Genomic DNA, 18246 nt, shown 5'->3' with positions numbered 1-18246 from the left:
CAAGGATAGATTAAAAAGGTTCGGAAACGAATTATGATATCATGGACAAGAAAGTTTACCTTCAGATGCTTCTAGTAATCGTCTCAATGACATTTGCAATTAGGGCTTCCAACAATATGATCTCTACTACTATACCACTTCTGGTTAAGTATGACTTTCACTTCACACAAAGTGAAGTAGGTATAATCAGTGCTATCTTGTCCTTAGGTACTTTCATAACCAGTGGGCTCGTGAATTCCAGGCTTAAGACCTCAGAGAGAAGGAAGTTCTTTATTACATCCTCAGTGCTATATGCACTAGTTCTACCTCTATTTTACTTCTCAACGCCTATCACGATTTGGGTAATCAGCGCCTTAGCCGGGTTATCTTTAGGTGCAATAATGCCAAACGTTATTACTTATGCTGGGCTATTGGAGGACAGAAAAGCTAGAGAAAGATTACTCTCGATCTACACTTTGGCCCTTAGCATAAGTCTTGTAGCTGGCCCTGCATTAGAATCTGTGATACTCACGAAGTTCACGCTGAGGGACGTTTTTGTGTTTTTCGAACCTATGGCGATAGCAGCAGCTATCCTATCACTTTTCGTAAAGTTTCCTCAAGAAGAAAGTAAAAACGTAAAGGTGAATGTATTAAGTAATCCAGGTTTCAAAACAGCAGTGATAAATATACTTACTTATAATATACCTTTCTCTGCAATACTGGCGTTTGGTGGTATATACGCTGTTACAGACCTTCACGTCACTTATTCAGTTGTAACATCTCTCTTCTCTTTATTCTTCACTACGTCATTATTGGCTAGGATTTACCTTTCTGTAAGACCTCCACAAAGTGTTTCTCATCACGTTTACGCTGCAATCTCCATGACGGTCATAGGACTCATTATGATACTTACCTCAATAAATCTCTTAGAATTCGCTTTAGCCCTCTTGATTCTAGGATTTCCGCACGGGTTGACTTATCCACTCTCTGTGATTTCGATCAGCAGGACATTTAAGCCTGAGGAGAGAAATGCCGCAAACAGTTCCTTCTTTGCGGTAATGATGGTCATAGGTATAATAGTTCCTTCCGTTGCGGGTTATATAGCAGACCTCGTGGGAATAAAGGATATGTTTGGTCTTTTAATTCCCGTGGTTTTGGTATTACTTGCGTTCTTGAGAAGGTATGTTAAATATGTAGACGAAATAGTTAAGACTGAAGTTAAAGCAGTAACAAGAAGTTGAAAAAGATGTTTAGGAGATGCAACTCTACTCTCACCCTAACAATCTGTGACAATAATAATGGATTTGGTCATACTTCATCTGGAGAAGATGTACAATACTACTCAAAAATCTTTATATAAGAGATTATAGTCTATGACATATGAAATATTTAATAGAAGATTTCAGTTATATAATTCCCTTATTTCCAATAATGGCTCAAATTCCTGATAAATAATTTAGACGTTAACTTCGTTCATGATAAGTTGGTAAGTGAGCTCACAAATAACGGTTTCGAAATACACAGAGACAAGCCTAGGAATAACAGCTTCTAAGTGCTTTAATGCAAAGCGGATATCAGATAGAGGTTAATACCACCAGCTGTCAGATGTTCTTCATAAAGGGAAGGAAGGGAAACTACGTTATAGATATAGAAGGGAGACCTCAACCCTAATTTTTCCTCGGCTTTCAGCTTTTTATAAGTGAATTAATAAGAATTATATTTATGATAATAGACCTATCAGTACCCGTAGAAAATGAGATGCCCTTTTACCCGGGAGATCCGCAGCCTAGATTGAGAGAAATCAAAATTAAGGACTACATGGTTCATGAACTCCTTATAGGAACTCACACCGGGACACACGTAGATGTTCCTTATCACTTTATCCCCGAAGGTAAGAGGTTAGACCAAATTCCGCTGGAACGTTTCATGGGTAAGGCTTACGTCACTGACAGTGTTGATCACGCGGAACCTGCGGAAATACTACTAGTCTACACCGGGACTAGTAAAAAGTGGAGGAAAGGTTGGAAAATGGAAGATGGTTATACCACGCTATCCTTAAAGGACGCGGAGAAGATCGTGAAAAAGGGATATAAAATGGTGGGAATCGACTCACCCAGCGTTGGAGACACTGATGTGCACAATCTCCTATTACGCAATGAAGTACTCGTTGTTGAAAACCTATCTCAGGCGTTAGAAAAGTTGGTAGGGGCTTTTGTATACTTCCAAGCTTTACCTTTAAATATAGCAGGGGTCGACGGTTCTCCCGTGAGGGCTATAGCGATAGTTCAGGGTATGGAATGAAAGAAGTGAGAAAAAAGAAGTGATAAATAAGGGTTTATTGCATATCAAGTTCCCAAAGCGTTAACTACAAATCTCATTATCGTCCCGTTTACAGATGCTGTAATAACTATTCTGTACATAGCACCTTGAGTTATAGGTAAAGTGTTAAAGTAAGCCATTACGTTAGTGTTTTGATTTGCTGGGACAAACTGAGGGTTAAACGTGCTTGTACTGAAGTTCAAGCCTTCAATAGTGGCTGAAAGTAGTGTAGCTGGGGCAGTGGAATACACTTGAAATGTGAGAATACCGTTGGGGCTTATGGTACCGTAAGGCTGTGTCTGGTAAATTGCTATCGGGATATTGGTAGGTGGATTACTCCAGCTTTGCGTAACGCTTATCCCGCTCTTAACTCTCCTTATTACCTCTCCTAGTCCGACGTAAGTCAATATAAACCCTATGAATGCTAAGATTGATGTTGCTATAAGGATCCCTCCGACCTTGACTGTAGATGAACTATATACGCTTCCGAGCTTATAAAAAGCTATACCGACCAAGATGTTAGCTATAATTCCTAATACGAAGATCACGCCGTCTATTACGTAGACGAGAAATGTCGCGCCTACTATACCAGATAAAGTAGAACCAGTGCTGAATGAGATTCCTATACCGATGGCTACTAATAACACTGGTAATAAGAAAGATAATAGTGCTGTAATTATCCACAAAGTAGTCCCAGTCTTACCCACACTTATATCTTGAATTATACCAGAAAGTAAAGAAAAACCTGACCTCAAATTAATTATACCCAAAATTTCGATTATCAGTGCTACTATGAATAGAATTCCGGCTATACTGAATAATGAAAGTGCAGCTAAATTGGAAGAATTCGTCGGAACTGAGGTAGAGTTAGATAATGTAACATTAGACAATGTAACAGTGGTAGTCCCGAAAGTCTCCCCTATGAATATAGCCACAATGAATAACACTGTGAAAATTACTGCTAGAAACGCGGAGAAGATGTAATAAAGTGACCCTTTTTTCAACTTTTCCAGTCCTGGTAGTTCAGGGTTGTAACTCATTGTCTATACTTCTCGTTCTAAACTAATAAATTAATTCGTAACATTAATGATGATTTTTTACTCTACCTCCTTATGAAAGTCTGAGACATGATATTAAATTCGATTCAAACATACACAAACATCTTCCTCTCTGAGAGTTTAAATTTGCGCAAGGAGTGGTTTAATGATCTTCCTATTGTTGTTTGTTTTTTATATTTATAATAATGAAAGTCTAGTTCCTAACATATTTTCAAAAATAAAAGTCAATTTAGTTCAAATAGTTCTAGTAAATACAGACCTTTTCAGATTGGTTAAATTGAAAGCCCTTCCTTATCGTTTTATTATAAAAATGTGGGTTGGGATGCATACCTCGTGAAAGAGATGTATAACTTCTTTCTTTAAAATATCAGTTTTTCTAAAAATATTCTTGGTGATATCTCTTTTCATCTATATTAATGGAGTATAGAGGAATAATCGTTATCTTCCCTTCATGGGATTATCTAACGAGTAAGCATTAAATATATTTTCAAATTATGATAGATCAGAGAGTTAAGAAATTACAATTTATAAAAATTTTAATATTACGTATACATATACTCAATTATGGTAAAGGTAACTGATAAATTCCAAGTGACTATACCGAAAGAGGTTAGGGAGAAGATTAATTTGAAGCCTAATGAAGAGTTTGAGGTTATAGCGCTAAATGATAATGAGATTCTATTAAGAAGGAAGGTGAAAAAAGTTAAGAATCCGTTAGAAGTTCTTATTGGTAAGGAAGAAATAAAGGAAGAAATTCCACCAGAGAAAGTCGATGAGTTAGGTGAAGAATAAATTATTTTATAGATAGTAATGTCTTCGTTTACGCTAAAATAAGGGGTAGAAAATATGGTAAGTGTTGTCAAGATATAATAAAGAAAATTTACGAAAAGAAAATGCAGGCTATCATAGACAATATAATTCTACTAGGGGTAGTCAATGCGTTAAGGAAATTAGGTGCTAAGGACATTGAAGATGAGATTTTAGCCATACTGCCGCTACCAATTAGGATTGTAGATTTTAAGCAAGAGGATATAGTAGAAGTTACAAAAGATCTCTCACTATCTCCTTATGATTCATTGCATTATATAGTTTCAAAGAAATCCAATGCTAAGATAATATCAGCAGATAAGGATTTCAAGGTAAGAATAGATCCTTGTAATTTCACATTAGATTCGTAGAAGAGTATAGCTGTCCTTATGTCAAAATCAGCTAGTGGGAAGAGAGCTTATTCTTCTATGAATCTAATAAACTAGATTTAACCTAATGTTTACTGATGAAGATTAACCTCTCACCTTTTAAAGGGATTAATGGAGGAAGTATAAGCATCTGAAACCTCGAGAACTTCAATTGGTTGTGTTTCAACATTTTCACGAATTTAATAACACTCCATTGATGAATCCTATGCCTAAGCTTAGAATTTTTGCTGTCCAAACACCTCCCACACAACGCCAGTAATACTCAAATACTGAGATGGGTTAAGTCGTTGTTCACCTTATCTCCTACATCAAGGTGAATGAAATTGTTTAATACACTCTAAACGTTAATATTAAAGTGTTTATTCTAGCTGTCGAGAACCAAAGTGAATATAACTGTATACTCTTCAGTTATATCGTCTCCTCACCTCTCCTATTGCATATTGTCATCAGTTTGTTACGAAAACTAATTAAAATATCCTTCGGAAAATCCTCTGTAAGGGTTTAAAAACAAAATTATTTTGATGACGAAACTCAAAAACTATGTCAAAAGATTTTCAAGCTAGCATACTAATAAATGAATTCACTCACTTACTATTACAGTGAATTTAGAGAATTTGATATATTTCAGCAAATGCTTAACAACCCGAACTACGATTTCTCTGGTATCTTGAAATCCCTTATGTGAAGTACAAAAGGTAATTCCCTGACTTTCCTCAGTAGTTTCTCGTCAGCTGTATAAACTTAGTCTCCTAACAACTTACCTAAAGCTACGTAAGCTGAATCGTAGATTGAAATACCGTAAGTTTGAGAAATCGTCACAACTTCATCTCGCATACTTTCGATATCGTAAAGCGTTATCTGGAAGTCAGAGAGTATTCTACTTACTTCTTTAAGTTCCCTCTCGCCCAGGTTGTATGTGTACTTTAGCCCATTCAATACCTCGAATGGTAAAATACATGGAGCGAATAAATCTTCTAAACCTTTTGCGTAAGCCTCTTTGAGCAATAAAGCTTCTTCACTGTTTTGCTCGTTAGCAAACCATTTTATAACGACTGAAGCGTCAACTACTGCCAATTCTTGTCACGCCATTCCCTAATCGTCTCTTCAGACCTTTTACCCCCGTAATTAAGGAAGAACTCATAAGACCTCAATGAGGCATCAACAATCCTTTTTAGGTCCTTCTTTTTCTTTTCCATCCTTTTTCTTTCTTCTTCCTCGACTACTTCCTCTATTTTTCTCCTTATTACTTCGCTCCAGTTTATGAGGCTTAGCTCGTCCATCTTCTTCTTTAACTTTTGTCAATCCTTATACTTATTGTTGGCATAATTAATGATTACCGGCGTAAATTATAAGATTTACGAATCTGTAAGACATGTATTCCCAGCAATTTATACATATTGAAAAGAGCGTTTATTCAAAGGAGTAAAACATAACCGTAAATTTTCATTTCCGGTAAGTAGAGCTCTAGGCTGTAACATTCAGCGTTATTAATTTCTCCCTTCTTATACGTCTCCAACTGATTTATAGATAGTTTATTCAAGTCAGTTTCTAATGGTACCTCAAAGTAAAACCCCCCTCTGAAGTTGAATCCCTTATAACACGTTATATAACTTTCACTGATCACCCAAAATACATCTGTTACGGTTACAGCATCGATGATGAAATCCTTCCCGTCAACCTCTCGCAGGAACTCCTTAAGGTTATTTGGTGTAAATATGGGATTAAATAAGGATAATTTTACTGAGACTTCATTTATATCTCCTCTCTTTTTGGAGAAAGGGGACGACTTAATGAAGATCGTTACATAGCCTTTCTTGTTTGAAAAAACGTTTATAGTAGGTGTTACATTAATCTTCTTTTTATCGATCTTGACCTCTAAGGAATAATCTAATATGTTAACCTCTCTCGCTGGAACAGTAATAGTCAGGGAGGGCTGTGCGGAATCAGTGTCTTTAAGAGTCAATGCGACCCATTTAGAAGTAATTTCAGCATATCCGTCAGGATAATGAGCAATTTTGGTTACGTTTCTTAGCCTCATATTTACGACATTAGTTCTACTATTGATATGATCCATCACTTTTGGTAAATCACTCTTGTTCCTTAAGTAAGGAAGCACCTTATCTGCCAGATCCACTGGATTACCTTATTATGAAAACATATAAGGTTTACCGACGAGACCAGCTCTCTAAACTTTTTATTACCAGTGTTTCACTTTACTCTTTAGGGAGTGCTATGAGCGGGTTTAATTTATCTAGGCAGTAATAATAGATTCCTGCCTTTACCCCTTCCCACTCACAAACATCTGTAAAAATTAATTTATACCCTAGCGGAAATACTAAAGCTGTCGCCTCTCCCTTACAACCCGGAGTAAAGTTCGGGACGATTTTTAATTTTAAAGCCGGATAAGGGAGCATAACAGAAGTTATCTTTATGGAAATCCTCCTTTTATCCCTCCCTAAAATAGCCTTGAATTTATCGCCTTTAATTTCAAGCTCTTTTAATTCCCAAATACTGTAATCGTGATAAACCTCAAAACTAAGTTCCTTCACGTCGTTTATCTTAATAAAACTACCGCTTATTTCCGCTGAATCCTTTGAAAAAGTGGCTAATACTTCTGTCATTAATGCACCAGTTTTACCCAGTGTGTAGTATTCACCTAACTTGTACACTACCTCTAATTCTTGAAGTAAATTGAGGGCTTTGATTACCCTACTTTTCTGGTCAAAATAGCGTAATAGTTCGTTGAGCCTCATTGACCTATAGAGTTTCAATAAATAGATAATTTTACTCTCTACATTACTGGTATTACCCATAGTATATTTTTATTAACTAAGCGAGATATATCTTTTACGTTCGAGAACACATTGCATCAGACGGAGCGTGAACAATTAAGGTAGGAAAATTGAACAAGACAAAAGAGTATTATTAAGTCAGATGTATAACACAACCCCTTTATGTAGGTCTGACAGTTTCAACGATTCCATATTCGAAATTACTAACACGAATAATACAATTCTGTGCGGAAAAGAAAGAGAAATTCTACAACGAGTACAATAAGGTAATCAGTTGTAAAAATTCTTGAATTTCATCGTATTAAAAGTATTAATTAAGAGTATTAAGAGAATTAATTTCGTATATTATATGCTTTAAGTTTATATAAAATTTCTTTTTTTTTTTTTTTGTTTAAAAGTACAAAATTGTCCTCATTGGTAACACCCAAAAGGACGGTGTCAGAGGACGGTATTGGGCTACAAGACTTAACATCTATCTCCTTAACAATTTCATCATAGATAATTCTCGACGTACTCGTCATCATCTAACTGGACAAGGTCCTTCTTGGGGACAAGCTCCTCCCTCAGCAAACCGTATTTATTGACCAATTCCTCAACATTAACACCGCGATCGACTTTAGGCCCTTCCTTCATCACTGAATGTATTGAAAGTTCGCTCAGAACATCAACTACTCCGTCCCCTGCAATCAAAAAAGAGTCGTTAATTAAGTAACCTTCAAATACTGGTTCTGGTTCGCTTATTACGTCACCACTGACAACTTTGTCACGAATGAACATCAGCCGTGCCCAATTATACATTGGATCGGCTATAGGAATGTCCTTTTTATATGAATTTCGTCCTAATTTATTTTTAAACCGTAAATCAACCCCGGGTAAAAACCCAGTCCTACAACGTAAAAGTAACCGACACCGTTTATATCTTCAGACTAAGGAACGATATCAAATACTTGGAGAACAAGACGTGAAGTTTCGGGCTTGGGATCCTAAATTTCACCTTCTTAATCCTTATGGGAAGGTCAAACGTCAGGGTCTTAGTAGTTAAATGTTTCGTTATATAAGGAGTCGAGTACTCCAATCGGAATGTCGAAGTCATTGTCTTATAAATTGGCTCTTTTGGCATTAAAGTATCAATTATTTATTAATTATTTTTAATATAAATATTAATAGAATAATTTGTCGAATTGATTAACATTATTAGAAAATAAATAAAACTACTAATAAAACCAATGAAACTAAAACAAAAGGGGTCTCGTCTTGTATCGGTAAAGTGGTGTATACGTATAACAACACTAACGTTGTAATCATTATCATAATTACGTAACCATAAGCAGGTCGTCCGCCGTATATTTCACGCAAATCTCTACTAAATACCTCCTTCTCGTCATCCATGTAGAATGGCTCTAAAGGTCACCATATAAATTTTTTTCCCGTAGCGGAGAGATGGTGAGATGAGAACACTTGAAACAACCTAAATATCGGTATTCTTATGCTTATTTAATTTTCTTATAATTAGATATTTGAGACGACAAGTGAAAATATTCCAGCTTTCTCACTGTGATCATTATTTTCTTGGTACCTCCACCATTTTTATAATGCCTGCTAATATTTTGGTAAGGAGTTTTCAAACTAGGTCATAATCTCCTCACCAGCGACCTAGTGTTATCGGATTAATTTTGGTTTGATTTTCTATAGTAATTATTACCATCAACTTTGATCACCTTTTACTACATTAGTAAACCACGATTAAAAAGAATTTGTTTAGTTAATAGTTTTTAACTTAATCCATCGTTTTTATTACCATTTGCTGAATTTAAATTATGGAATTAGAGAAATCTATGATAAAGAGGTTTTCGTTCTCTGCAACTGCAATATCTTATTTACTCGGAATGATGTTACTGGACTCATTAGGACTTTATTTTGCACTAAATAGTATTAAAAACATAAATGCAGGAATAATATGGTACAGTGTTGCGATATTACTGTTGGTAGCTAGTCTGTCTACAGGTTTTAGCATTACTGTAGTCTACCAGTCCTCTGCATTAGCATACTTCATGAGATTTAGTAAACTTAAAATGTCTAACTACATCCTGAGTTAGTTCTTAGGTTCGCTCGTCTCAGCAGTCACATACTCGGTAATTTTCGCAGCACTTATCACACCGTTAATAACTAAACTAACACTTAACCATTTTTACGAAATTATCAGGGTCGAGAATATTCTACCTTTTATAGCCTCAACTCTAATCTCAAGTCTCTTCATCTTATCCTTGACCTTCACGATTACCGCAACACTACTGGTTAAGGTTGGGGCTAAAGCGTCGAACTACGCTTACTACATCTTCTTTTTATTGTTAGCAATTTCAGAACTCTCGCCTTCAGCCTCATCATCACTTAACCCCTTTTACGAAGCTGAAAATATAATTTCGTACTCCCTCATCCACGACACCATAAGCCTTTACTCCGTTGAAGTAGCATCACTGGCAATAGTCTTACTGTTACTAGGGAATTTGATTTTGAAGAAGATTAAAGCACTAAGACTGGAGGAGGTGGTGTGGTAATGTTGGAGATCAAAGGTTTATCTGTCGTTTTCGAGGATTTTACGGTCTTAAAAAACATTAACTTAAAACTAGACAACCAATTGTGTGTAATACTAGGTCCTAATGGTTCCGGCAAAACTACTTTGTTAAGAGCTATATCTGGGATAATCCCATACAAGGGTTCAATTAAGATAAACGGCAAGGAGGTCAGGAGTGCTAAGGGAGTTTCAGAATACTCCACAAACCTTCAAGAGGTGTACACCATAGGTAATTCCGCATGGGATACTGCGAAAATAATAGCGGAGATAAAGGGCGGAGATTTGAAAGAGTTCACAAACATCTTGGACTACCTAAACGTAGACAGAAAGGTGATACACAAGCCAATGTATAAGATGTCTACTGGGCAGAGGAGTTTAGTATCGTTAGCACTGGCACTTTTTACGAGGCCTAAAATAGTCACCATCGACGAGCCTGTAGAGAATGTCGACGTTACTAGGAGGGATAAGGTGATATCGTTATTACGTGAAAAGGTAAACGAGGGTATAATTGTGACACAGCAGAAGGAGCTAATCAAGATGTTACATGATAATAAGAAGGAAGTGATGGTTTATACGATAGTTAACGGTGAGCTTGTTGAAGGTGATAAAATGTAATAGGAAAGCGAGGGGAAAAGATGTATATATAGCATGCTGGGTTGGTTGCTGGTTTAGTTGTTGGACTTCGAGTGAAGTTAAAAAACCTTAACCTTAGTCTAAGTTTAAAATGTCCGATGAGAAAATTAAGTATGAGGTGAAAGAATTATCACCAGCAAGGAGATAGATATTCAAAAGTCCCTAGAAATAAGTCAGAACATTTATCATCGCGTTATGCTTAACGTGGCAAAGATAGTATTAGATTTTATAGGGCTTGGAAGTCTTACTACTTTCTTACTCACAAGCCTTGTCTCAAACCCTCTCACTTTTAACATCAGCATACTATTATTTTCTACAATATACGTGTTTATCTCTTTAAGGATGAGTAGGTTTGTGTACCCGTATGTCAAGACACTAAACTCTCATAGGTTAATAGTCAGAAAGTTTCCCTTCATAGTTAAGCTGACTTACGCAGTTTCTCTTTTAGTACTTTACGTCCTATTTCTACTCTCTTTTTACATCCCCGTCTTGTCTAATTTCCCAGCTTTCCTTGTAGGTGTATACATATCTTTCATCGGAAGCCAGTTAATCGCTACAATAAGGTTCTTGAAAGAGGAATCCTTAGAATACGTTCTAGTTGCGTCGTATATCCTTTCAGGGGCAGCTATTATAATATCTCCTTTCCACATGATAGCCCTCTTAATTCCCCCAATCTTAACTTTTTTGTACAGATTGTTAAGGAGGGTTGAGGAATGGAGTTAGAGAAATTAATAAAACTGTTGAAGGATAATAAGGAGTTAAATGAAGGAGTTAGATTAGGGATTCTGCTGGGTCTTTATTATACTAGGTCTGCATGGTTTAAGGAATTGTTAGACGCCACAAGGCTAAATAAGGGTGAACTGTATCAGCACCTTAAGATCTTGCATAAAAGTGGATATGTGGAGATGAAATATATCCCTACAGTTGAGGGTAAGAGGTTGAGGGTTTTTATAACTAAAAAGGGAGATGAATTAATAAGACAAGTATTAGAATTATTAAGAGAAAAGTAATCTTGTTGCTTGTAGAGTCGTCCACCTTCCCAGACTGCTGAGAAAAGTAGATACTCCTTAAGTTACGATCTTTTGACGTAAAGGGTTTCCTATACGAATTTAGGAATAAGCTTATGGGTTGAAAAGTATTCAAGAGACTGTAGAAAAAATAAGGAGGGAAGGTAGTCTCATCTCCTTCTTAACAGGACAAATATGCCGAAAACTACTACAACTACTATTATACCGACAATTATAGGTAAGGTCGGAAAGCCTTGTGGTTTAGTCGATGTAGATGTCGATGATATTACTGATGTTGCTGTCGTGGTGGTAGTGATTGGCAAGGATGTCGTTGTTGTTGTAGTTGTTGTCGTGTTAGTAGTGGATGGCGAGATAGTAGAAGTCGTTGTTATCGTCGTATTTGTTTCAGGTTGTGTAGTTGTTGTCGTCATTGTTGTTGTGGTCGTAGTATTTACAGGTTGCTGTACCGTAACGTTAACCATTTTGCTTACAGAGGCAGAGCCGAACGCATTGCTAACTATAGCTGTAACATTATAAATCCCGCTTGAATTTACGGTATAGTACGCATCCTCCCCAATACTGTAGACTCCCACAAGACTTCCGTTTACTAGAAACTTTACGTTATAAACCCCTATTAATGTCGAATTTGGATAAAATGCTGAGATAACGATAGTAGAGGATCCAATCCCCTCAATTGTATAGACCTCTAGTCTAGGCGGCGAGGGTTTTGTGAACGGTATGGTCATGAAAGACGGAGTCATGCTTAAAATTCCGCTCGTTTTCGAAAAGGTCGTAATATATGACACAATTTTGTAGTAACTTGGATACACTAGGATTCCTATGGGGGTTATTATCTGACCAATTGAGCTAGTAGGTGTTGAATACGTAGTGTATTTTATCCATTTACCTTGAATATTGACATAAGTATAAGCTGTGAAGCTAAGTAATATGGTACCGGTTACTGTTGATGCAGATAGACCGGTTACTGTTGCTGATGCAGATAGAACGAATAAAGTCGAGTTACCGAATAATTCTACATATTTAATGTTAGGGGTTACACTTATGTTTATGTTTCCTATCTGCTCTCCTAAGTAGTTATACACTACTATACTATCGTTGCTGTAAAGGACTACAAACTCGGAATTTGAGGAATTCATCACCGGTGTCGCAACTATAAAATCAGTTATGTTTTTGATAATTTCTCCGTTAGTAGTGTTTATTACAAGGATTTCATTCCCCAAGAGTTCACTCCCCACACCGCCGTTCGTTATTCCTTCTAAACTTACTGCGTCCTTACCTAAAGCTAAGGGAATCAAGGGCGTGAAGTTCTCTATTTTTAGGTTTATAACACTCCCTATTTTTCCATTATAAATACTTACAATTGTGCTATTTCCTATTGCATAAGTGTAAACACCGTTACTTATCACTTGCCAATAGCTTACATTTGACGCAATTGTACTAACGTTAAACGCTTCTCCGTTAAATGTGATGAGGTAAAGTGATACGTTTTTGAACAACAAGGGTAGTTGAAAGAGGCTGAAGAGCGAAGAAAGACTAGCGTTAGAAAGGGTGATGTTATGAGAAGTTCCTAATGCGAATAGGACTACTTTACCGTTTACTACTCCACCACTAATACTGGTAATTCCAAAGGGCAAGTCGAACATTTTACCAGAATAATTGATGAAAGATTCCGGTTTAAGCGAAATTAAGAAACCCTCGTTGGTGACGCTATATACTCCGGTTAGGTTAGTAAAGGGAATAAGGTAATGTCCTTGATAATAAATTGCTGAGGTTAACATTGGGGCAACAATGGAAAAACTGATGTTTGTGGATTGTACTTGCGAATTAGCAGTAACTGGTAACATTAGGATGGTAAGTAGTAATATAAAAGGGAGAAACTCCTTTTGGACAAACCCCTTTTCCATGAGGTGGCTAATTAGTTTCAATTATATAAAATTATTCATAAGATAAAGCTGACTAAGCTAGAATGAAGTTATAATGTAATTTTAACTTCTGTACTTAAAGTGTTGACCCGTGGCAGGACTTTCCCAGCTCCACCGTAAGCTAATGGGTCATAAAAAATCGCCTAGTAAGCCGATTAAGGGGAACATCACTACCCTAATGAGCGGTCATCGGTTTGGAGATCATCAACAACTATTTCGGTTTGGTAATACCTTCAGGCGCAAACATGTTAGGACAAATTTAGAACTAATTAAAAAGACGAGTGGTTACGTAGAAGCGTTACAGTCTATGTTAACAGTAAATTTTCAGTCCCTAATAAACACTCAATCTCGTTATAAGCCTCTCTTCCACATGTAGCTGTTAGACATACTAGCCTTGCGATTTAAACTCCATAATTTAGCCGAAACTATTGACAACGACTCGCTTTATTATCCGTTGTGAATACAATACAGAGGGGATTGTGAATACTGAAAATGATAACCGTTAGGTTTTTCTTATTTGTTAACGTTTTTAATTCCGGTAACAAGTTTCAGACGCCTTGTTATTTAGAATTTTTACAACATTGCTTTTAAAAAATCAAATGTCCCTTTTTCTAAAAGCTATAACACCTAATAAGAACGGTATAACTATCCATCCAACGAAGGCAAAAGTTGAAATCATAGGATCATACTTAGTAGCCTCCATAAATATGTAATGCCTTATAAAATAGTTCACCGAACCGAATCCCATATAATACGTTATAAACGAAAGATTTGGCTTCACGAAGGGTATTAATGGTAAGATATACGAGTTGATCAGATACGCTAGAGTCGTAATAAGTATTGTCCAATTACTTGATTTGAATAAAGCACCAACAAGATACGCCAATGATAAATAAGTTGATAACAAGATGAAAAGGCCTACACTATTGAGGATTACAACGAAAAACGGAAACGTGATCTGGGAATAGTAATATACGGTTCCAATGAACGCTAAAACGAAGATCAAGGAAGCTAATGCGATGGTTAATGAATTCGCCGTAAACCTATTAATATATAATTCGTCTTTAGTTACCGGCCTGCTTAAAATGAATTCTAGCGCTCCATTATCTCTGGGTTTTGAGAACGACGAATAAGCCAAGTATATAACAAAAGGGGGAAATAAGAATGTAATTAGTGGGAACACGTTGTAGTAATAATAATTGATTAAGGAAGAGCCCAATTCCGTATAAGGATAGTATACGACACTGGTCGACATGTTACCGAAAATCAGCGTCTCGTTATTCGCTCTCAAAGGCAAATTAAGGTTTATCATCTCTAACCTGTTTGCGATTACCGGTACATTGTATCTCCCTACCACCGTCTTATTGTTGTAGTAAATGATATGAAGCGTTCCGTTAACTCGGCTCAATATTAACGTTTTACCAAATTGGACAAAAACTATCTCTGAGGCCAAAGAACTCTCACTATAATAAGCGTTACTTGTAAGCATTATACTACCTGTGGAATTTGAAAGAAAAAGTTCAAATTGACTTCGAGTATAACCGTTACTAATTACAGAGATATTGTAAGAGAGAGCTAATATTCTAATAACCTCAGCAGGCTGATAGTATATTATTGAAGAATTGGTATTTGTAACATAGATTGAAGAATTGGTACTTGTAACCTGGATGTACGGAGACGGCAAGTTAGGGAATACAAAAGTTATGTTAAAGAACCCGTTAACATCAGCCTCTTTTACTATGTGTGTTGTATTGTGAACTACTACAACTTTTACAACACCGCTTATCGGGTTTCCTTGATTATTAAACAAATATCCTTCAATTTGAATCACGAATGAGTTATTAGAGGGATAGTAGTGTGTATCCGTTAAACCGATCATGTTAATATCATAATAGTCTGACTTATAAACGAAGGCCGTGTTAGCGTTAGAAATAAATACAGATGCTGTAAGGTAAGTTGAAATAGTTGTAACAAGGGCAATTATAAGTAATGCTGATATCCTCAGAAAACTCCTCTTAAAATCGTAAATGGCTGGATGCACAGGTAAAGCTATGGTTAAAAAAAATAAACTTTTTCCAAATAAGGAAAAACTAACGGGAAAACTTAGGAGTATTCGCTACTCAATATCGGTACTTTTTAAGGTAAGATATACGAATTCCTATGCAAACAATTTGACCTTCTATCCTCAGCTTTCTTATAATATAGATATCCTCATCCTAGTTCATTGGAATATAGTGGAATCTAGTCGGTGGGCTTTCTCTAAATCTACTAGCTTCATTAAACTTCCCATGTAAAGCATTTTACCAATTAATTAAATGTCCTCTTTTTTAAAGGCTACATACCCTATAATCGCTGGTACCGTTACCCATAAAGCAGCGGAGACCACACTACCTAACAAGCTTAATGATTGGCTGATATTGAAGATCTTATCGTTAATATAACTTTCTAGCACTGATGGTGGTACATAAGCGAGCCAGTACATACTAGGGGAGAATGACCCTAAAAAACTGATCACCGGTAGGACGAAGTAGAGTATTATAGGTAAAGCTAGTGCTATTTTGCTTTCCTTGGCCAATCCACCAAACATATAAGTCAGACTTACGTAAGCCGACACGTTAGTAAATATTCCTAGTGTTTCCATGATTATAATGTAACTTGCTATAGGTATCCCAGTGTAAAGTGAAATAACTAGTGCAGCAACAACGTTCACAATGACAGATGAGACGAGAACGGTCAGTAGATTTGCCATCAAACGGTTAAAGTATAAGATGCCCTTGGTAACCGGTCTAGCTAACAGGAATTCTAAAGTGCCGTTGCTCCTAGGGTTAGCAAACATTGAATAAGCTAAGTATATAGCTACAAAGGGGAAGAACCCGGCGTAAAACGCCAATGCGGAAGGATAGAATGAAAGTACTTCATGCCCTAGATAAGTAAGCGGGTATACAGGGGATCTAGACCCATATATTAATATAGGTGAACTTGGTAAATAGTACTCAACCACGACACTATTAGCCCCGTTAGGTATATCGAGACTTACTATTTCGGGCTTGAAAGCACTGACGTTAACAACTTTCTTGTTCGGTAAAGGAGAGGAAGAGTTAAATTCAGAAAAATTATGGAGGAACCCTAATTCGAGTGTTAAGTTGTCAGATGATAGTATTATCAGATGGTCGTCAAACTTTTGTAAAACTGCGATAGCACTCTCACTGCTGTTAGGAAAGATTATTGGGCTATACACGCTGAATTTCCACAACTCGCTCGAATTAATTATTGGGATTACCGCATAGTTTACGCCCGATGACAGTGCACCGAAACCGGTACCAGAATACTGTGTAGAAACACTACTCCAATACCTGGTGAGGCCGTTATATTCTACTTTTACCGAGATGTTTGGAGTGCTTTCCGACGTGTTTAGAGGTAACGGATACCCAATAGTTATATTAAATGTGCCTTGGCTATTTGTAACGGTGCTATTCACCACTTTTCCGTCGTTCATGACCAGGACTTCAGCGTTAGGTAAAGGTTCACCTAGGTTATTAAATACTATACCGGTAATGAACGAGTTTTTAACACTATGATAACAGAGGGCTAGTAAGTTTAAGTTCTCATAATCTGAGGGACCAATCCCACTTAAATGGACTAGGTATAAGCTCACGCCTATACCTGCTATGGCAAAAAAGACCAATGTTATTAACACTACGGGCTTAAGTAAGCTCCTCTTAAAGTCATAAAGGAGCGTGGAAGCCATTTTACCCACCTTGTTCATTTATTATTTTGAAAAAGAATTCCTCTAAATTACCCTTTAACCAATTTATTTCTACGACCTGATACTTTGAAAGTGCTGAGGACACTTGAGGTATATCACCCTTACAGTCTTTGATTATGATCACATTACCGTTATTGGTCACCTGACCGAACTTACTCGCTTCAGCTAGCGCTTCAGGTTTGAAGTCTCCCAAAACCACCTTTAAGTCCCTCGTCTTTACACTTTTCTTTATTTCTTCAATACTCATTTCTTTGAGTATCTTTCCTTTGTGAATGAACACAACTTTATCAGCAATAGTCTCGACCTCAGATAATATATGAGAGGAGAAAAGTACAGCCTTCCCCTCTTTTTTCATCTTAAGCGCCAAATCCCTGAAGAACTGTATCCCTTGAGGGTCTAAACCGTTAAGTACCTCGTCGAAGATGAAATTTTTTGGATCAGATATGAGGGAAACAGCAAGTGCAAACCTCTTTTTCATTCCTTGGGAATAGTTCTTGAGCTTGTCCTTCTCCCTACCTGATAACCCGAGCTCTTCAAACAGTCTCTTTCCTAACTCCCTAGCTTCACTACTCCCTATACCGTAATATCCCGCTATGTAGACGAAATAGTCAAGAGCACTTGCATCTAATTCAAATATCGGTAGTTCTGGTACCCAACCTACTCGTTTTGAAGCGTTCCTCTTGTCTTTTGTTATACTAATACCGTCTATAAATACATCGCCCGAGTTGGGTTCTAATACTCCTACAATAACCCTGATGGTCGTTGTCTTCCCTGCACCGTTTAGACCAACGAATCCAACGATTTCCCCATCATTTACTGTGAAAGTGACGTCGTCGAGAACTTTTCTTCTGCCAAAATACTTTGTAATTCTCTCTACTTTAATCATTGTTTTTCCATCGTAAGGTTTTATTTCTACGATTTAAAGTTATTGCTAACACCCTTATAATGTCTAGAAGTGTATCGCATCCGCAATATGTTAAC

At 36.8% G+C, this 18246-nt stretch carries 18 protein-coding genes and 3 pseudogenes; 9 read left to right on the top strand and 12 right to left on the bottom strand.

Translation table 11 applies throughout. The features are described from left to right. The first annotated feature begins 41 nt into the window (after window positions 1–41). Together WIW89_RS05935 and WIW89_RS05930 are read left to right on the top strand one after the other, a co-directional pair. Window positions 42–1220, top strand: coding sequence for an MFS transporter (locus WIW89_RS05935; protein WP_337720095.1), 1179 nt, complete (start codon window positions 42–44; stop codon window positions 1218–1220). Window positions 1221–1701: 481 nt separating this feature from the next. Beyond that, window positions 1702–2280 (top strand): cyclase family protein, encoded by a 579-nt coding sequence (locus tag WIW89_RS05930; RefSeq protein WP_337701286.1) that lies wholly within the window; start codon window positions 1702–1704, stop codon window positions 2278–2280. 44 nt (window positions 2281–2324) lie between these two features. Here the strand turns inward: WIW89_RS05930 and WIW89_RS05925 are convergent, their stop codons facing one another. Next, entirely contained in the window at window positions 2325–3338 is a 1014-nt protein-coding gene (locus WIW89_RS05925; protein WP_337720094.1) for a DUF973 family protein, read from the bottom strand. Window positions 3339–3920: 582 nt separating this feature from the next. On the opposite strand from WIW89_RS05925, the gene WIW89_RS05920 reads away from it, so the two are divergent. Together WIW89_RS05920 and WIW89_RS05915 are read left to right on the top strand one after the other, a co-directional pair. Then, on the top strand, window positions 3921–4148 hold the full coding sequence (locus WIW89_RS05920) for an AbrB/MazE/SpoVT family DNA-binding domain-containing protein (protein WP_337701289.1): 228 nt from the start codon (window positions 3921–3923) through the stop codon (window positions 4146–4148). Next, on the top strand, window positions 4145–4534 hold the full coding sequence (locus WIW89_RS05915) for a type II toxin-antitoxin system VapC family toxin (protein ID WP_337720102.1): 390 nt from the start codon (window positions 4145–4147) through the stop codon (window positions 4532–4534). Before WIW89_RS05920 ends, WIW89_RS05915 begins: the two co-directional genes overlap by 4 nt. A gap of 119 nt (window positions 4535–4653) precedes the next feature. Here the strand turns inward: WIW89_RS05915 and WIW89_RS13590 are convergent. The 7 genes and pseudogenes from WIW89_RS13590 to WIW89_RS05880 form a co-directional block, all read right to left on the bottom strand. Next, window positions 4654–4778, bottom strand: a pseudogene (locus tag WIW89_RS13590) (IS200/IS605 family accessory protein TnpB-related protein); the annotation flags it as partial. A gap of 422 nt (window positions 4779–5200) precedes the next feature. Then, window positions 5201–5626, bottom strand: a pseudogene (locus tag WIW89_RS05905) (type II toxin-antitoxin system VapC family toxin). Next, window positions 5617–5876, bottom strand: a pseudogene (locus WIW89_RS05900) (hypothetical protein). The pseudogenes WIW89_RS05905 and WIW89_RS05900 overlap by 10 nt, the downstream one beginning before the upstream one ends. 90 nt (window positions 5877–5966) lie before the next feature. Beyond that, window positions 5967–6686 (bottom strand): hypothetical protein, encoded by a 720-nt coding sequence (locus WIW89_RS05895; RefSeq protein ID WP_337720093.1) that lies wholly within the window; start codon window positions 6684–6686, stop codon window positions 5967–5969. A 79-nt stretch (window positions 6687–6765) separates the two neighbouring features. Continuing rightward, entirely contained in the window at window positions 6766–7305 is a 540-nt protein-coding gene (locus WIW89_RS05890; RefSeq protein WP_337720092.1) for a hypothetical protein, read from the bottom strand. Between the two features lie 531 nt (window positions 7306–7836). Further along, a complete protein-coding gene (locus tag WIW89_RS05885) occupies window positions 7837–8142 on the bottom strand; it encodes a hypothetical protein (protein ID WP_337720091.1) in 306 nt (101 codons plus the stop codon). A 396-nt stretch (window positions 8143–8538) separates the two neighbouring features. Continuing rightward, entirely contained in the window at window positions 8539–8733 is a 195-nt protein-coding gene (locus WIW89_RS05880) for a hypothetical protein (RefSeq protein WP_337720090.1), read from the bottom strand. Window positions 8734–9161: 428 nt separating this feature from the next. On the opposite strand from WIW89_RS05880, the gene WIW89_RS05875 reads away from it, so the two are divergent. The 5 genes from WIW89_RS05875 to WIW89_RS05855 all read left to right on the top strand — a co-directional run bounded on the left by WIW89_RS05875 (window position 9162) and on the right by WIW89_RS05855 (window position 11559). After that, a complete protein-coding gene (locus tag WIW89_RS05875) occupies window positions 9162–9440 on the top strand; it encodes a hypothetical protein (protein WP_337720089.1) in 279 nt (92 codons plus the stop codon). Window positions 9441–9608: 168 nt separating this feature from the next. Continuing rightward, complete coding sequence (locus tag WIW89_RS05870) at window positions 9609–9899, top strand: hypothetical protein (protein ID WP_337720088.1); 291 nt, start codon at window positions 9609–9611, stop codon at window positions 9897–9899. After that, window positions 9899–10531 carry an ATP-binding cassette domain-containing protein gene (locus WIW89_RS05865; RefSeq protein WP_337720087.1) on the top strand — a complete coding sequence of 211 codons (633 nt, stop codon included), beginning with the start codon at window positions 9899–9901 and terminating at the stop codon, window positions 10529–10531. The genes WIW89_RS05870 and WIW89_RS05865 overlap by 1 nt, the downstream gene beginning before the upstream one ends. Window positions 10532–10753: 222 nt before the next feature. Then, window positions 10754–11272: a hypothetical protein gene (locus WIW89_RS05860; protein ID WP_337720086.1), complete on the top strand. Its 519-nt coding sequence runs from the start codon at window positions 10754–10756 to the stop codon at window positions 11270–11272. Further along, window positions 11263–11559 (top strand): transcriptional regulator, encoded by a 297-nt coding sequence (locus WIW89_RS05855; protein WP_337720085.1) that lies wholly within the window; start codon window positions 11263–11265, stop codon window positions 11557–11559. Before WIW89_RS05860 ends, WIW89_RS05855 begins: the two co-directional genes overlap by 10 nt. A gap of 167 nt (window positions 11560–11726) precedes the next feature. Here the strand turns inward: WIW89_RS05855 and WIW89_RS05850 are convergent, their stop codons facing one another. The 4 genes from WIW89_RS05850 to WIW89_RS05835 all read right to left on the bottom strand — a co-directional run bounded on the left by WIW89_RS05850 (window position 11727) and on the right by WIW89_RS05835 (window position 18151). After that, window positions 11727–13481, bottom strand: a complete 1755-nt coding sequence (locus tag WIW89_RS05850; protein ID WP_337720084.1) for a hypothetical protein — start codon at window positions 13479–13481, stop codon at window positions 11727–11729. Window positions 13482–14094: 613 nt separating this feature from the next. Continuing rightward, window positions 14095–15540, bottom strand: a complete 1446-nt coding sequence (locus WIW89_RS05845; protein WP_337720083.1) for an ABC transporter permease — start codon at window positions 15538–15540, stop codon at window positions 14095–14097. A gap of 270 nt (window positions 15541–15810) precedes the next feature. Then, window positions 15811–17247 carry an ABC transporter permease subunit gene (locus WIW89_RS05840; protein WP_337720082.1) on the bottom strand — a complete coding sequence of 479 codons (1437 nt, stop codon included), beginning with the start codon at window positions 17245–17247 and terminating at the stop codon, window positions 15811–15813. Window position 17248: 1 nt separating this feature from the next. Then, on the bottom strand, window positions 17249–18151 hold the full coding sequence (locus WIW89_RS05835; protein WP_337720081.1) for an ABC transporter ATP-binding protein: 903 nt from the start codon (window positions 18149–18151) through the stop codon (window positions 17249–17251). Window positions 18152–18246: the final 95 nt, after the last annotated feature.

The sequence above is a fragment of the Stygiolobus sp. CP850M genome (assembly GCF_037389425.1).
Taxonomy (GTDB): domain Archaea; phylum Thermoproteota; class Thermoprotei_A; order Sulfolobales; family Sulfolobaceae; genus Stygiolobus.
Note: the sequence above shows the minus strand (reverse complement) of the source record. Positions and strands in the feature narration are given on the sequence as shown.

Excerpts from the sequence above, each read along its gene's own strand:
- WIW89_RS05850 (WP_337720084.1), bottom strand. The coding sequence starts at position 13,481 with ATGGAAAAGGGGTTTGTCCAAAAGGAGTTTCTCCCTTTTATATTACTA.
- WIW89_RS05875 (WP_337720089.1), top strand. The coding sequence starts at position 9,162 with ATGGAATTAGAGAAATCTATGATAAAGAGGTTTTCGTTCTCTGCAACT.
- WIW89_RS05930 (WP_337701286.1), top strand. The coding sequence starts at position 1,702 with ATGATAATAGACCTATCAGTACCCGTAGAAAATGAGATGCCCTTTTAC.
- WIW89_RS05885 (WP_337720091.1), bottom strand. The coding sequence starts at position 8,142 with ATGTATAATTGGGCACGGCTGATGTTCATTCGTGACAAAGTTGTCAGT.
- WIW89_RS05880 (WP_337720090.1), bottom strand. The coding sequence starts at position 8,733 with ATGGATGACGAGAAGGAGGTATTTAGTAGAGATTTGCGTGAAATATAC.
- WIW89_RS05925 (WP_337720094.1), bottom strand. The coding sequence starts at position 3,338 with ATGAGTTACAACCCTGAACTACCAGGACTGGAAAAGTTGAAAAAAGGG.
- WIW89_RS05935 (WP_337720095.1), top strand. The coding sequence starts at position 42 with ATGGACAAGAAAGTTTACCTTCAGATGCTTCTAGTAATCGTCTCAATG.
- WIW89_RS05890 (WP_337720092.1), bottom strand. The coding sequence starts at position 7,305 with ATGAGGCTCAACGAACTATTACGCTATTTTGACCAGAAAAGTAGGGTA.
- WIW89_RS05920 (WP_337701289.1), top strand. The coding sequence starts at position 3,921 with ATGGTAAAGGTAACTGATAAATTCCAAGTGACTATACCGAAAGAGGTT.
- WIW89_RS05865 (WP_337720087.1), top strand. The coding sequence starts at position 9,899 with ATGTTGGAGATCAAAGGTTTATCTGTCGTTTTCGAGGATTTTACGGTC.
- WIW89_RS05855 (WP_337720085.1), top strand. The coding sequence starts at position 11,263 with ATGGAGTTAGAGAAATTAATAAAACTGTTGAAGGATAATAAGGAGTTA.
- WIW89_RS05835 (WP_337720081.1), bottom strand. The coding sequence starts at position 18,151 with ATGATTAAAGTAGAGAGAATTACAAAGTATTTTGGCAGAAGAAAAGTT.
- WIW89_RS05840 (WP_337720082.1), bottom strand. The coding sequence starts at position 17,247 with ATGGCTTCCACGCTCCTTTATGACTTTAAGAGGAGCTTACTTAAGCCC.